Source organism: Paenibacillus sp. UASWS1643 (genome assembly GCF_008693195.1).
In the GTDB taxonomy this organism is placed as follows: domain Bacteria; phylum Bacillota; class Bacilli; order Paenibacillales; family Paenibacillaceae; genus Paenibacillus; species Paenibacillus amylolyticus_B.
Genome location: NZ_VXKZ01000091.1, coordinates 61,547 through 77,560, shown reverse-complemented (window position 1 = coordinate 77,560; position 16,014 = coordinate 61,547). Strand labels below are relative to the sequence as shown.

Sequence of the window (16,014 nt, the reverse complement as noted above, 5' to 3'; positions counted from 1 at the left end):
TAGCTAATGCGCCGCAGGCCCATCCCCAAGTGACAGATTGCTCCGTCTTTCCAGTTTCCTTCAGGCGAAGAAAACAACTATTCGGTATTAGCTACCGTTTCCGGTAGTTGTCCCAAACTTGAGGGCAGGTTGCCTACGTGTTACTCACCCGTCCGCCGCTAACTATCAGAGAAGCAAGCTTCTCTTCAAGTCCGCTCGACTTGCATGTATTAGGCATGCCGCCAGCGTTCGTCCTGAGCCAGGATCAAACTCTCCAATAAAGTATTGAAAAGAGCGATAAGCTCATTTTGAATCTGACGAGATTAAACATCTCATTTGTGCTCCAGTTGATCCAAGCCAAGGCTTGTTTCAAACTTTCGCGTTCATTCTGCAAGCAGAATGTTTACTCACTCGTTGTTCAGTTTTCAAAGATCAAACACGATCTGTTTCACTTCTTTTTCGTCTCAACCAAGTTTCGGCGGCGACTTAAATAATGTAACACATTTCGTTTGTTTTCGTCAAGAACTTTTTTTAATTTCTTTTTTTGTAAGCTTTAGTTCTTCACTTTTCCTCTGAAGAATTTATCGTTTGTTGACGATAATCTCGTTTGAGGAACGAAATATAATGTATCATATATCGTGAATGAGAGTCAACATCTTTTTATAAATTATTAAACAAACAAAAAAGGAAGGTTTCCCCTCCCTTATGTGATCAATATAGCGACAGGCTTCGGGAGGAGGTTATGCCTCTATCCAATACCGAATTTCCCGGCCCTCTCCTCCGATCGATGGCCATCCTGCCGATTCTTTTACAATAGAACGAAAGACCAGCTTACGTATAACCAAAGGCAGATCTTCTCGAACAAATCTTAACTGCGGATGATGAACAAGTTCATTCATGCTCCACGGCTCCTTGCGACTTCTTAATACACTCAGCAGCAGTTCTGAGCATTCACTCATTTTGGACATTACGGAAAACTCACAGGCAAGCAGGACAAGCTCTACCCGCTGCTCCAGCGTCTCCGAGCTTACGGTAAGCTCTTGATATAGTTTCCATAAAGCGCGATCCAGATTCTGCACATGTGTCCAGACGGCATGATCCGGGTATATTCCCTGTTCAATCAATACAATTCTTGCCCAGTTCCCCAGTGCCTCTAATACATTGTAGTAGGCGTCTACAATATGACCTTCCTGAATATGACGTTTGGCCTCCACATACATTCTCAAGAAACTGGTGAATTCATGAAGCAGCTTCTGCTCACGCAATTCTACCCCAAAGGTAGACAGTTCTTCTCGCAAATCACTTAAGGCGCTATCCGCTTCCCAGATAATTTCACCTTCAACCAGACACTGGGTGAGATTATTATGATTCCCGGTAACTACACTACTCTTTAATTCATGACGGCTCGCATAGATCATCTGATAACGAAGATCACCATATCTGTAATGTCCCACCGCCGACTTCAATTGATCATCATTATGAACAACAAGTACCAATAATTCGAAATCTTGAATTAGGGAGCCGTGGAATCGCTCTCCCGGGTGGGAATAAGCGATAGCCCCAACTGCCCCTGTCTCTTCCGACTGTTCGGACAAAAAAGCAAGGTTCTTTAATTCCACGATTCCCTCCATACATTTCATGGCAGATAAGCGCCAAGTCAGTTATAATGTAATTCTACATCCAGACTGAAGTTTCCTTCTTTTCCAGGTCCAATACTACTCATACGATAGGAGCATTTTTCATGATTTTTAAATCAGCAAAAATTAATGCTTTTCGCACTTGGGGATTACTACTGACCATGCTAGGTATGGGCCTAATGATACTGGGAACAGCCGGGATTGTTTTCTGGGGACATGCAGGCAAGGTATTCGCAGCTGTAGGGCTCGTCATCGGACTGATTGCCATGATGGCCAGTCTAGCCATTTATTTCTGGGCGGGTATGCTCTCCACCAGCGCAGTACAAGTCGACTGTCCGGAATGCGGGAAGTTAACCAAAATGCTTGGCAAAACGGATCGGTGTATGTTCTGTCATACCATCCTCACCCTGGACCCTACTAAGGCCAACATGACCAGTCAACAACTGAAAGCGCCTTCTACAACAGTTCCCCCCACCGATGGTTAGCACGATATGATCCCCAACCGCTAAATGTCTTTTACCTTAATTTCATTGAAGAACAAAAAAAAGGCCCGGTATGTTTACCGGACCTTTTTTGGACTTGGCTTATAAGTGAGCCCTTATTGCTGTTATCAATAGCTAAAATATGAAGTTAAGTTATAAGTTCTACGACCAATAAAACGGTAGACTGTACGTATGATGGTATCCAAGGAGAAACTTTGACCTTAGTGAAAATAAATTGGAGCAAGCAGACACTCTGAGTTCGAGTAAATTATTTCTGGTAACCAACCTGCTTTAATACCTCCCATGCAGAAGCATTAGCAAAACTTCGATTCCATGCAGCTACTCCACCCAGCTTCAGCGAAGCAATCAAATCCACGCGCGCCTGAAGGGACACGGCATCTTCGATCCATATTTTCTTGGTAGCTCCGTCTTCCTTATATTCCAGATAGTTCTGTCCACTTGCCTGATCCAGTTCAGGTTTAAGTTTCTTCTCTTCGATCAGATCCACAATGGCATTCATGCCCACTGCTTTGGAAGACACTTTAACCTCACCCTGATCATTCGTCTCTTCCGTCCATATCCGGGTATAGAGTGGAACCGCCATGATCAACTTGTTTGAAGGGACTTCATCCTCCTCTAGTATACGTCTCATGGAAGCCTCGGTCCAAGGCAGAGATGCTACCGAACCTGCCTTGGGACTGGCAGCCCAATGTTCATCATAAGCCATCACAATGACATAGTCTGCAAAAGAACCTAATGCACGGCGATCCAGAAAGGCGGACCACATCTCGCTGTTCGATTTCGGGGTTACATCGATCGATAACATCAATCCATGTATGCGTGCCATCGCCTTGATCTCGCGCACAAACTGCGTAATATTCGGCCCGTCATCGGTATACACGTTCTCAAAGTCGATATTGATCCCATCCAATTGATACGTCTGTGCATACTCCAACATCTGCTCAATAATATGAGTACGTGTCTCGTAAGAAGCGAAAGCTTCTTTGGTAACGTCCGGGTCAAAGCTGTTATCCATAAGTCCCCATACTTCCATACCCGAACGGTGAGCCCAGTTCACATAAGCTTGGTTTCCCTTGCTTTTCACCGTGCCCTGTCCATCCGTAATGTGAAACCATGTGGGGCTGACCACATTCACACCAGGCATTTTGCCGATAGAGCCCACATCAGGCTGACGATTGTACACGGCTTCCCAAACCAGATTTACCGGTTTATTCTGCCACTTCTTCTCTGCTGCAGTCAGCGTATACTTAGGCAAGTCCACCTTCTTTTTCTCGGTGAGGACAATATAATCATTATCTACATATCCGGCATATCCATTATCAAGTTGAACAAAACTCTGTTTATCACCCGTCTGCCATACACGTACCCTTGCATCCTTTTCCATATCGGCAATGATTGGTGAGGATTCTCCCCCACGTTTATATAACGGCACGGTCTTGTCCGCTTTGGATGATAATGTATCAATCTCTGCATACTGGATCATGTCTCCTCCACGCATCAGCAGCACAGCACCTGTTACTGAATCTTCCTGTACGGTTATGCCATATACTTCTTTCAAAGGTTTGAGCGGAATATAGGCTTCTCCGTCCTTAACCTCAGGCTTAACTGTCATAGGATAATCTTTGTGATTAAGTTCTGCTTGCGTGCTTCCATCTTTCATATGAAGGACTCGCTGAGGAGAGGCAATGATGATATCTCCCGATTCTGATTCATAACGTATGCCTGCATCAATCGCTTCTTGCAGCACATCTACAGGCAACTTGAGTTGATCTCCTGTACCCAGAGCGTCTCCATCCATCAATTGCCCATCTACAAAAATAGGCTGGCTTCTTCCTACCCAGTCGGGGTCTTCATGGGTCTGGTTCAACCATACATTTGTTATAAGCCAGTAAGCCCCCCCGGCGATCAGACAAGCCCCGAGAAAACCGGGCCAAAACGAACGTCGCTTCTGACGTGTATATCTGCTTTTTCTACCCAAACGTCTACCTCCGTTAATTATGCTGATCATAAGGATGTGCGCATAAGTTGTTATAAAGATGAGCATTTTGCATAAATGCTAAAAAAAAAACGTGAAGAATCCATACTGAATTCTGCACGTTAATATTGTAATTCAACTCTCTTAATCCCTGCAACTTTTGCAAACGCCATATACTTCCAATCGGTGACCGTGTACTTCGAATCCTGTACTAGACTCCGCTTGAAGCTCTACACTTTTGAGTGAAGGATAGCTGAAGTCTTCAATCTTGCCGCATTGATCACAGATAACATGATAATGATCCGTCACATTGGCATCGAAGCGACTTGAATTATCTCCGTATGTCAATTCCCGGACCATGCCAGCTTCCAGAAACATCTTCAAATTATTATATACCGTTGCCACGCTCATACTGGGAAATTGGGGTTCAAGGGCTCGGTAAATTTCATCGGCTGTCGGATGCCCCATGGATTCCATCAGATAGTTCAATATGGCATGACGCTGGGGTGTAATACGGACACCGGTCGTTTTCAGATGCTCCAACGCATGTTGGACACGTGTTGCCATAAAACCCACCGCCTTACCTTTCATTCATTCTCTGGTGAAGAGTAAGTTACTATCTCCTCGCTCAGAGTTGATTCCCGGCCATGAAGAACGACAATCCATCTTTCATGCCGTGTAATCTTGCCAGTGTACATTTATTGTACGGCGATTACAAGTTTATTGTCAACGCGGCAGTCAAGGAACCTCTGTAGAATCCTGCTGGGAATTTGGTCCGTCCTCAGTAGTCTGTTCCAGATTCTCAGCCGTATCTTCAGAATCAGGTGTAACTGTTTCAGGTGTAGATACAGCCGGGTTGCTCTGAATGGTGAGATCACTGTTGCCTTCAATTTTCACCCTGTACTCACCCTCACCGAGCTGGCCTTCTATGGTTTTATTCTGTACTTTGAACGGCAGATCCGTACTTAGATCTCCATAACTGCTGGAACCGGCAAGACTGTAGTCTCCACGATCAGGAAGTAATACGTTAATGGCTCCCACCGCACTGTACACATCCCAGTCCCCTCCGACTTTGGTAGATACGATGTTAATGCTACCATTAAGCGATTGGGCTTTGATTCCCAGATTGGCTCCATCCAGCGTAATATTGCCGTTGCGTGTCTCTGCGATGAATTCACCAACGGAGTCCGCGATACTGATACTTCCCACTTGTGTAGCAAGATCTACATCGCCGGAAATACCGCGAGCCTTCATGTCGCCACGGTTACTGTCCAGATCGACATTACCAATGGCGTTGGCTACAATGACATCCCCGTTCAACGTTTTCCCGGAGATATCTCCAACAGCATTGGTAATCCGGATACGTCCGTTACCCGTTTCGGCCAGTATCGTACTAATGGCTTCCGGACGGTTTAATAATATGGCTCCATTGGAAGTTCGAATATCCAGATTAAAACGACGATCATCCGGGATCGTAATGGTAAGATTCATCCGTGGCTGCGTTTTTTCATTGTCTCCATACGTCTTGCCTGTAGCTTTGATATAAATTACTTTTGTACCATCGGTCTCTACAAAAGAGGCTGCTGCAACGGCCTTTGCCTGTACTTCCGTCGTCTGATCTACCCAGATCACCGTCCGTACTTCAATCTCATCCGTATCTCCGCGTTGTACCGAGATATCTCCGTTGACACCTTCGACCACAAGATCCGACGTATCCATGCGAACAGGTACACGAATCGTGCCCTTATCCTCCATATATCCTGCCGCTTGACTGTAGTCCATGGATGCCGCTCCGAGATTTAGACTCACTCTATTCCATAAGTGCATGTAGTGATCCTGCTCGGTGACGATAAATACGGAAGCTGCCAAAATCAATGAGGTTAGAATGCCTTTGGCATCGGGTCTGAAACGTACTTTGATTTGCTCATCAGGATTGCTCGGATTATCCGATTGCACCTTGTTTCTTCTGCGTGTCCACAAGAACAGCACAATATATTCAACACCTAAAATAACGAGCAAAAATGGCCACCAATCCACCATCTCATACACATAGTCAGTTCCCCACCGTTTATCCAAAATCAACAGCACACCAACCGCTATGATTAAGGCGGCAGCCGTATAGCGGCCAACCCGGACTTTACGGTTCATCACGTTCCCTCCTTGTATTGTTTTCCACTACATTTTTTTCTTGTTCAACATCACCCAGAATTCACGACCAAACAGAAGCAAACCGCCTACAATCATGAGAACCGCAAATGAATATCCGCCGTACATGGCGAGAAGCTCTTGAAACCAACGTGGTTTGCGGAAAAACAGCACCATCAAAGATCCTCCCACAATCAGAAGTAATCCAAACGATATGCCTCTCTCCCAGACCATCATTGCATCTCGTGTAGAACGTTCATTAGTTATCGGCTTGTCCGAAGTTGCCTGGGTCACTGCTCTACGTCTGCGCATCATGACCCAATCTGCAGATTGCAACACATCATATACATTGTAAAAGTAAATAACCGGGATACACAAAGCCAGTAAGATGAGCAATGGCACATTGATCTGTATACCAATAGATGAGAAGTACAACACTGCTGACAGATCAAGCAAAACAAGCAACATAAAGGTCAAACCCCTCATGTACAATCTCAGATAAATATGACCCAGACCAGGAATAATGGCACTCAGTAATCCCGCAATAAACTTGTGAGTCCGATTTCTGACCGGTTTGGTCTGAACTGTACGGGTCTTTTTGTTCAATTGACGTCTCCGTTTCATAACATACTCCTCTCTTCTGATCTGACCTTCCGCTCTTCATGCATTTGGTTAGATAGTACCCTAAAGAGCAAGGAGAGTAACTGGAAGAAATATGGATATGACCAAAAACCCTCCGGCACTACTGGCCTGGGGAGGGTTGTAATTCATTATTCGATCGACACCTTGGTAACGTGTTCCCATTGTCTTAACTTGGATACCAAGCCTACCGTTTGGAAATCATGCGGTACCTGAACATGTAACACAATCTCAATTTTACGTTCAACCGACACCATCTCTGCATAAGCCAAGTCTTGTTCATTCACCGTAATTTTACGAATTTTGATCTTTTCCTGCTCCATACATGAAGACAGTTGTTCGAGAAAACCGGGTTCTGACAAGGTATGAAGTGTAACAACATGCAGTTTGTTCCCTCGTAGATACCTTAGCTCTAATTTGTTAAAGACCCAGAGATTAAGCAATACCAGAACGGTTGATACGATAGAGGCAAAGAAAAATCCCGCACCTGCTGCGAGCCCAATGGCTGCAACAACCCAGATTGAAGCTGCTGTAGTCAGTCCGGTAATGGATTTTCCCGTGAAGAGAATTGTCCCTGCTCCCAGGAATCCGACACCAGTAATTACAGCAGTAGCCAGACGCGCTGGATCGATCCTTACATTTAATTCATTAGCAAAATCTTTAAAGCCATAAACAGACAACATCATAATCAGTGCGGAACCAAGACATACCAGGATATGGGTACGCAAACCGGCAGCATGATTGGACCGTTCCCGCTCCAGGCCTACGAGCCCTCCAAGCAGCATAGCCAGCAATAATCGTAATAAAATGTGCCACTCATCAATGAACCAGGGATCGCCCAAAGTCGGTATTCCTCCTCAAGTTGTTCATATTATTAAAGTTTATTCTTGTGAAAAGTCGTTAATTCCACTCCAGGCGCAATCTGTGTGACTTCCACGGGATTAAAACCAAATTTGGTGTACAGATTCACTGCAGGTTGATTGAGCGTTCCTGTGGAGACGATATAACGCGGAAGATCCGCATGCTGTTCCAACACATAGGTCATCAATGATGCCGCAATTCCCTTGCGAAAGTGATCCGGGTGCACCATCATTCGTGTAATGGTCAGTGTATTCTCCTCTTCCTCTGCTACAGCGACAGCCCCGATAAGCTCTCCGTCATCATGGATACAACCATAAAAACTCTCTCCACAATCCCGAAGTGTCTCCATCGTATCCATCAAAGGAGGAATCTCCTGAAATCCGATGATTTCGGCTTCCAATCGATAAGCTACATGTTGTAGTCTCCATAACTGTCCCAACGTCTCCAGATCACTCAGTGACAATGGTTGAATGTTCATATCCGTTCCCCCGTCCAAAATACATTTGTATCTATCAATACCAAAAAGAGGCTGTCACAGGGACGAGCCTCTTTCTGTCCGGCCTCACCGGAAGGATTAGCGGTTCAGTACATCTGCAAGCAGTTGGTTGGCTAGAGCGGGATTCGCCTTGCCTTTACTTTCTTTCATAACCTGACCAACAAGGAAGCCAATGGCTTTTTGTTTACCAGCTTTATAGTCTTCCACGGATTGAGGGTTATTTGCTACAACCTGCTCAACGATGGCAAGAATGGCGCCTTCATCACTAATCTGCACAAGACCCTTCTCTTCAACGATCTGCTGTGGAAGCTTGCCGCTCTCCAGCATTTCCTTAAATACCGTTTTGGCGATTTTGCTGTTAATGGTGCCCTTCTCCAGCAGTCCGATCATCTCACCCAAACCTTGACCTGTCAGTGGGACCTGAGTCACCTCAAGATTGCTCGTATTCAGGTAACCCAGCAAGTCGCCCATGATCCAGTTGGATACGGATTTGGCATCCTGAGTGAATTTCAAGCTATCTTCAAAAAGATCAGCTATAGCCTTGGATGAAGTAATAACCTCTGCATCATAACTAGGTAATCCGTAATCAGCCGTGTAACGAGCTTTTCGTTCGTCTGGGAGCTCAGGTATGGTAGCCTTGATGCGCTCTTTCCAGGCTGCATCAATATGCAGCTTCACGAGATCCGGGTCCGGGAAATAACGGTAGTCATGCGCCTGTTCCTTACCACGCATCGACAGTGTTTTTCCTTGAGCTTCGTCCCAGCGACGCGTCTCCTGAACCACTTCACCGCCATCATCCAGAATTTCAGCCTGACGATATTGTTCATATTCGAGACCACGCTGCACACCACGGAAGGAGTTCATGTTTTTCAGCTCAGCTCTTGTTCCCAGCTTCTCCTGTCCATGTGGACGTAAACTGATGTTGGCGTCACAACGCAGTGAACCTTCTTCCATCTTCACGTCCGATACATCACAGTACTGCATGATTGCACGCAATTTTTCAAGATACGCACGTGCTTCTTCCGGAGAGGAAATCTCAGGTTCGGATACAATCTCCACAAGCGGAGTACCGACACGGTTGAAGTCCACCAAAGACGCGTATCCGCCATCGATATGTGTGAGCTTCCCTGCATCTTCTTCCAAGTGAAGACGTGTGATGCCGATTCGTTTCGTTTCACCATTCACTTCGATATCAATCCAGCCGTTCTCACCGATTGGTTGATCAAATTGCGAGATTTGATAAGCTTTTGGTGAATCGGGGTAAAAGTAGTTTTTACGGTCAAACTTGCTGACATCAGCAATCGTACAATTCAGGGCCATCGCTGCCTTCATGGCGTAGTCTACCGCCTGACGATTCAGAACAGGCAGTACGCCCGGATGTCCGAGACAGACCGGGCAGGTATGCGTATTCGGCGGAGCTCCAAAAGCTGTGGAGCAGCCGCAGAAGATTTTGGAGTTGGTATGCAACTCCACGTGGACTTCAAGTCCAACGACCGTTTCATATTTAGATGCGGACATTTCTATATTCCTCCGTTCCGGGCAGTCTACAGCTGCGGACGCTGCTTGTGGAATTCTGTATTTTGTTCAAACGCATGCGCTACACGCAATACGGTTGTTTCATCAAAGGCTTTTCCGATAATCTGCAGGCCAACAGGCAATCCATCCGAGAATCCACATGGAATGCTAACTGCAGGTACACCAGCAAGGTTAACCGGAATAGTTAAAATATCATTCAGATACATCGTAAGTGGATCATCCACCTGTGAACCGAGTTTGAACGCCGTAGTTGGCGCAGTTGGTCCGATAATCACATCATATTTGGCAAATACATTGTCGAAATCCTGTTTGATCAAAGTACGCACCTTCTGTGCTTTCAGATAATAGGCATCATAGTAACCCGAGCTGAGTGCATACGTTCCGAGCATGATACGCCGTTTCACTTCGGGACCAAAGCCTTGACTGCGGGACTGATGATACAGATCCAGCAAGTTATCCGGATTGTCAGCACGTACGCCATAACGCACGCCATCAAATCTAGCCAAGTTGGAAGAAGCCTCTGAAGATGCCAGCAGGTAATACGTAGCCACAGCATATTCGGTATGCGGAAGGGATACTTCTTCCCATGTTGCCCCGAGTCCTTCAAGAACTTTCAATGCAGACAAAACCGTTTCTTTCACTTGTGGATCGACGCCTTCACCGATGTATTCCTTCGGAACAGCAATGCGAAGCCCTTTGACATCACCTGTCAGTCCGCTCAAATAATCCGGTATCTCAACTTTTGCAGATGTCGAATCTTTGGCGTCATAACCAGCAATAGCTTGCAATACATAAGCAGAATCTTCAACATTTTTCGTCAAAGGACCAATCTGATCCAGGGATGATGCAAATGCAACCAATCCAAAGCGGGAAACAAGTCCGTACGTTGGCTTCAATCCAACAACACCGCAATACGAAGCAGGTTGTCTGATGGAGCCACCTGTATCTGATCCAAGCGTGAAGTACGCTTCTCCCGCAGCCACAGCTGCCGCAGAACCACCGCTGGAACCTCCTGGAACGCGATCAAGTGCCCATGGATTACGTACAGGGGAGAAACTTGAATTTTCATTGGAGCCGCCCATGGCGAATTCGTCCATGTTGAGTTTACCAATAGTTACGGTGTCCGCAGCTTTCAATTTCTCGACAACTGTCGCGTCATACACCGGGTCGAAATTACGAAGAAATTGGCTACCACACGTCGTGCGCAGTCCGTTCGTAACGATGTTATCCTTAATACCTACAGGCAGACCAAAAAGCAAACCTTTCTCCTCGCCGCTAACCAGACGGTCATCCAGTTGACGTGCACGAGCGCGTGCTTGTTCTTCATCCAGTGCCAAATATGCCTTAACTTTATCGTCATGCGCGCCAATGTTCTGATACGCCTGATCCACCAAATCGCTGACCGACAGCTCTTTGGCATGCAGCTTGTTATGTAACTCAGGCAACGATTGTTCAAATAAACTCACAGTTTTTGTCCTCCTTCCGGTTATCCGTTATTCCATTACTGCAGGCACTTTAAACTGCCCGTCTTCTTCTTCCGGTGCATTGCGCATCACCTGTTCAATCGACAGGCTTTCTTTGGTCTCATCTTCACGCATAACATTGCTTACGTGCAGAACGTGAGTGGTGGGCTCGATGTCCTCTGTATCCAGCTCATTCAGCTTTTCTGCATATTTTAAAATCGCGTTCAGCTGACCTGTCAGGGTCTGTTCTTCTTCAGCAGTCAAGTTGAGCCGGGCCAGCTTGGCCACATGCTGAACGTCATTATTCGAAATACTCATTAGCGGATGCCTCCTTCATTCGTTCTGATTCCCGAAACGGCCTGAAACGAATCGCTCGTTTAACGGGCTAAAGTCTCAAGATAACTTTTTTCATTATAGGTGAGTTAGTTCGACAATTCAATGCAAATGACCTGTCCTCCATACTATCCAATATTCGTTCTTGTTCATGACTGCCAAAAAGGCAGCGCTAAACGCACTGCCCTTGGTTACCACCCTGATTAGAATTAATACTAGTGCGTGTTCAAAAAAAAGGTGGACTTTTGGAATCACCTTATTAAATTAGACCTGATAGCTGCAACAGCCGTCGAACAAGCACAGCCGTCTCTGCCCGAGTAATCATAAATTTCGGAGAAATGTTCTCGTTACTTCGACCAGATACAACTCCAGCTTGCAGACTGATGTTCACCGCTTCTTTGGCCCAATCGGATACTTGATTCATATCGGTAAACCGTGAAAGATCTTGGCTCGCATCTATATCCAGCTTACGATCCAAGCCAGTGATTTTCATCGTCCGATGAATTATCATCATCGCTTCCTCACGAGTGATATCCTGTGCAGGATGGAACGCACCGTCTGTGTAACCATCGATGAGACCATAATCAGTCGCAGCGCTAACTATACCTGCATACCAATCACTTGGACTCACATCGCTAAACTGGTTATTAGCTGTATTGCTTTGCAGCCCCAACGCTCTTACCAGAACAGCCGTGAATTCAGCACGTGTAATACGCTCATCTGGGTTAAATATTGTATCCGTTACTCCACGAACAACCATACGTGAGCCCATATCGTTTGCCTCTACTTCTGCCCAGTGTCCCGCAACATCCGTGAAAGTTCGTGGATTCCAGACCAGACCATATACACTATTGGTCAAACTGTTGATCTTCGCATAGTTCACACCGTTAATATTCGAAATCTTAGTCGGTACATGACGCATGCTGCCATCCTTCTCAACAACTACTCCTGTCGTCACCTTCATGGAGTCACTCTCATTAGGCAGTATTATTGCTCGTTCCACATACTCGTTAAATCGGTCTACACTCACAGAGTTACCCTCATATGTGGCTGTGATATTGAATTCTAACAGCGAACCAATCAAGCTAAAGCCATTTACACGACCTGCTTCCTCCACTTCGGATACGCGATCTGCAGAAGCAGGAGAAATTTGCAAATGAATAATCATATCTTCAAGGTGGTTATTCGCGCCAAGTTGTTGGGCTAGCATACTAACATCCACCAAGCGGGAAGGCAAGGAATACGTAGCAGCATCTGTCTGTAGCACAAGTACAGCTTCTTGATCTGCCATGAACTTCACTAATCTTCCAGTCAATTCACCGTTAACCCGGTCTTTATCACCGCTTTGCACAGGAAGGGTCACTACGGCACCCTTGCCTTCAACCTGCAATTTTTGCATGACAGCCTGCTCGTCGACGGTTAGAGTCAACACATTCTGCCCATTTAATTGAGTTTTACTCAAGGTTCCAACTGTTTCCGGCTTTCCATTCACCAAGATCGTGACACCGGAAGATGCTGCTCCCCCGCCTGAGGGTGATGCACCTGTCGCTCCGCTTCCCGAACCTCCAGAACCTCCAGAACCACCTGAACCCCCAGATCCATCAGAACCTCCGGAACCTCCTGACCCATCAGATCCACCATTATTTGAAGCAGTCCACTTCGCATACAAGGTTACATTAGATTTTCCTACGAGCAGAACATCCCCTGCACCATAGCTATGTCCACTACCATCCGCAGCCGTATTCCATCCTGCAAAAGCATGTCCTGTCTTCACTAGATTACCTGTGTTACCGAGAATGGTAACCTGCGATTGTGACTTATACATCTGGTCATCTAAAGGTACATTTCCTGATGAAGCCCCGTTACTGTCATATCGAATTTGATAACTCTTAGATGGAACATAGGACATCACTGTAGATTTGGGTGCACTAATTCCATCTCTAAAAGAAAGGTAAAGGGCCCCATCTTTGTTAATCGCAAGTCTGGTATCCATTGCAATTCCTTCTGATAATCCAGCTCCCCCTAATGGTTCCCAGCCATTCACCTCGTCATATTTCATAACGGTTGCTTTATTACCATTGGCAAAGTCCTTAAAAGCCACATACGGACTTCCTTTTTGGTCAACCACCATGGAAAGAAATTCGGTCTGGTTCTCAGAGAAATTGGGCTCTCCAACCGCTGTCCATGCTCCCGAGCCAGTGTATTTTACTACGGTTGGCTTAAGTCCATTGTGGCCACCCGTCGTATATGTAGCATACACCGTTTCGTTCTGATCCACAGCGAGCGCAATTTCAGCCAAACTTTGTTCAGTGAACGCACGATCGCCAACCAGTGACCAAGAATCATCTGCTTCGTTATATCGAGTAACAGATAATTTGAAGCCTGCATTAGTGTCACTGTATGCAGCATACAGAATACCGTTTGGACTCATAGCCAGTACGCCGCCCGCCGCGCCTGCCAGATTGTAACCCGTGTTACCGATGTACCCCCATTGATTTGATTCGTCATTATACTTCATCACCTTAAGTTCATAACCCGTATTAGGTGCAACATAAGGCACACCGTTAAGATCGAGTTTCAAATCAAGACTCCTTAAACTCTTCTGAGTGAAACCTGGTGATCCCACAACTTCCCAGCCTTCATGCTCCATGTACTTCATAACGGTGGCACTGCCAGTATGATTTCCATCACTAAAGGCAACATATATTGTTCCATTCTGGTCAATTGCTATTTTATTTTTGGATGCAGGACTCTGGGTAAAGCCCGGTTGTCCTACAGGCACCCATCCACTATCTTTGCTATATTTCATTACAGTCGCTCTAGAGCTATTCGCACTATCCGTAAATACAACATATGGCGTGCCATTCGCATCTACTGTAATATCCTGATCAAAAGCCATTCCCTTTGAGAAGCCTGCTTGACCAAGAATATTCCATTTGTCTTCATCGAGTTCCGGGTCTGTACCTCCAGAAGAAGAAGGTGTCCAAACCGCATATAGTGTTACGTTAGAAGAACTCATAATTAACGTATCGCCAGCATCATAGCTCGTTCCACTTCCATCACTTGCTGTGTTCCAGCCAGTAAATGTATATCCCGCTTTTTCCAAAACACCTGTGTTGTCTTGAACAGTAACACCTGCTTGTTCAGGGTATTGCTGATTATCAATTGGTGCACTGCCTGCCTGAGCTCCATTCCCATCGTACATGACTGTGTGCGAAAGCTTCGTACCAAACCGCATTACGGTCGCTTTGGATTGCTCAGATGCATCCTGATAAACCACATAGGGTTTTCCATATTGAGGATCCAGTGCCAGTGCAGGCGTAGATACCACATCTGCGGAGAATCCCGCTTGACCCACAAACTGCCAACCATTATGCGAACTATAACTCATAACTGTTGCTTTATGACCGTTTGCACCGTCCTTAAAGACAACATAAGGTACGCCCATCTGATCTACTACAATTGACGGTGAAGAAATCGAACCTGGAGAGAACCCCCTGTCACCAACGGTTTCCCAGCTTTCTGTCTCACTCTTGAATGTCATTACTGTCAATTTAGATGTATCGTCACTAAATGCGATAAATGGCCTGCCTGAGGGGCTTAGTGCAAGTACGGGAGAGGATGTATATCCGGGCGAGATCCCTGCTTGTCCTACCACTTCCCAAGTATCAGCGCTATATCTCATCACTGTCGTATTGGAGGAACTGTCCTGAAAAGCTACATATGGTATACCTGCTTGATCAAGAACCAACGATACCGCGTTTTCAACTTCCGGGGAAACATCGTTAATTCCTACCAAAGCCCAACCTGTTGATTCGTTGTATGCCATTACCGTTGCCTTATCACTGGCTCCGTCCTTAAAAGCAACATACGGATTGCCTGCCTGGTCTAACGCAAGCGAAGGGTAGTTCGCCCTGTCTGGCGTAAAGCCAGCTTGTCCTACCGGTTCCCACCCATCATTGATTGCATTATATCTCATAACTGTTGCTTTACCATCAGCACCGTTGTCCTGATAACCGATATATGGAGTACCCTGTTGGTCCAGCACGAGTGTAATTCCACTTGCTGAACCGCTCGATAAACCTCTCTCACCAACAAGCTGCCAGCCATCGGAGACACTATACTTCATCACCGTAGCTTTGAAACTGGCACCTAAATCCGTATAAGCAACATATGTATTACCTGATTGATCAACTGCCAACTTGGGAGCAGAGGCTTCTCCTTCAGAAAAACCAGCATTTCCGAGCGATGTCCAATCTTCATCAACAGAAGCATAGGCCTGATCTGCAACCCATGCCGGAAAGATTGGAACCCCTCCCAATATGACTACACAAGCCAACAACATCATAATAAATTTCTTACCATTCTGATTAATCTTTCTCATATTCATATCTTCCTCTCTCACTTATGTAAGTTTGATAGGGATTACCCTTCTTCAACGGAAGAT

The 16,014-nt window shown here is 45.9% G+C and carries 12 protein-coding genes and 1 rRNA gene; 1 reads left to right on the top strand and 12 read right to left on the bottom strand.

Features of this window, described 5'->3' with window-relative positions:
* Both FE296_RS03495 and FE296_RS03490 read right to left on the bottom strand, forming a co-directional pair.
* Nucleotides 1–260 (bottom strand): 16S ribosomal RNA (locus FE296_RS03495); the annotation flags it as partial.
* A 459-nt stretch (nt 261–719) separates the two neighbouring features.
* On the bottom strand, nt 720–1,598 hold the full coding sequence (locus tag FE296_RS03490; RefSeq protein WP_223868756.1) for a nucleotidyltransferase-like protein: 879 nt from the start codon (nt 1,596–1,598) through the stop codon (nt 720–722).
* A gap of 122 nt (nt 1,599–1,720) precedes the next feature.
* On the opposite strand from FE296_RS03490, the gene FE296_RS03485 reads away from it, so the two are divergent.
* Nucleotides 1,721–2,101, top strand: a complete 381-nt coding sequence (locus FE296_RS03485) for a DUF2614 family zinc ribbon-containing protein (RefSeq protein WP_124118093.1) — start codon at nt 1,721–1,723, stop codon at nt 2,099–2,101.
* A 265-nt stretch (nt 2,102–2,366) separates the two neighbouring features.
* On the opposite strand, the gene FE296_RS03480 is transcribed toward FE296_RS03485, so the two are convergent.
* From FE296_RS03480 to FE296_RS03435, 10 genes are all read right to left on the bottom strand, one after another.
* Complete coding sequence (locus FE296_RS03480; RefSeq protein ID WP_150364229.1) at nt 2,367–4,097, bottom strand: glycosyl hydrolase family 18 protein; 1,731 nt, start codon at nt 4,095–4,097, stop codon at nt 2,367–2,369.
* Between the two features lie 141 nt (nt 4,098–4,238).
* The gene (gene perR, locus FE296_RS03475; RefSeq protein WP_026081471.1) at nt 4,239–4,661 is read right to left on the bottom strand and encodes a peroxide-responsive transcriptional repressor PerR; all 423 of its coding nucleotides are present in this window, start codon (nt 4,659–4,661) and stop codon (nt 4,239–4,241) included.
* 171 nt (nt 4,662–4,832) lie between these two features.
* Complete coding sequence (locus tag FE296_RS03470; protein ID WP_124118095.1) at nt 4,833–6,242, bottom strand: DUF4097 family beta strand repeat-containing protein; 1,410 nt, start codon at nt 6,240–6,242, stop codon at nt 4,833–4,835.
* A gap of 27 nt (nt 6,243–6,269) precedes the next feature.
* The gene (locus FE296_RS03465; RefSeq protein ID WP_124118096.1) at nt 6,270–6,863 is read right to left on the bottom strand and encodes a hypothetical protein; all 594 of its coding nucleotides are present in this window, start codon (nt 6,861–6,863) and stop codon (nt 6,270–6,272) included.
* 146 nt (nt 6,864–7,009) lie between these two features.
* Nucleotides 7,010–7,720 (bottom strand): MgtC/SapB family protein, encoded by a 711-nt coding sequence (locus FE296_RS03460; RefSeq protein WP_017692302.1) that lies wholly within the window; start codon nt 7,718–7,720, stop codon nt 7,010–7,012.
* Between the two features lie 32 nt (nt 7,721–7,752).
* Complete coding sequence (locus FE296_RS03455) at nt 7,753–8,217, bottom strand: GNAT family N-acetyltransferase (protein WP_036607041.1); 465 nt, start codon at nt 8,215–8,217, stop codon at nt 7,753–7,755.
* A gap of 96 nt (nt 8,218–8,313) precedes the next feature.
* Nucleotides 8,314–9,753, bottom strand: a complete 1,440-nt coding sequence (gene gatB / locus FE296_RS03450; RefSeq protein ID WP_062836483.1) for an Asp-tRNA(Asn)/Glu-tRNA(Gln) amidotransferase subunit GatB — start codon at nt 9,751–9,753, stop codon at nt 8,314–8,316.
* A 26-nt stretch (nt 9,754–9,779) separates the two neighbouring features.
* Nucleotides 9,780–11,237, bottom strand: a complete 1,458-nt coding sequence (gatA, locus tag FE296_RS03445) for an Asp-tRNA(Asn)/Glu-tRNA(Gln) amidotransferase subunit GatA (RefSeq protein WP_036667997.1) — start codon at nt 11,235–11,237, stop codon at nt 9,780–9,782.
* Between the two features lie 27 nt (nt 11,238–11,264).
* Nucleotides 11,265–11,552: an Asp-tRNA(Asn)/Glu-tRNA(Gln) amidotransferase subunit GatC gene (gene gatC / locus FE296_RS03440; RefSeq protein ID WP_036607033.1), complete on the bottom strand. Its 288-nt coding sequence runs from the start codon at nt 11,550–11,552 to the stop codon at nt 11,265–11,267.
* A gap of 274 nt (nt 11,553–11,826) precedes the next feature.
* Entirely contained in the window at nt 11,827–15,951 is a 4,125-nt protein-coding gene (locus FE296_RS03435) for an S-layer homology domain-containing protein (protein WP_190945015.1), read from the bottom strand.
* Nucleotides 15,952–16,014 lie beyond the last annotated feature (63 nt).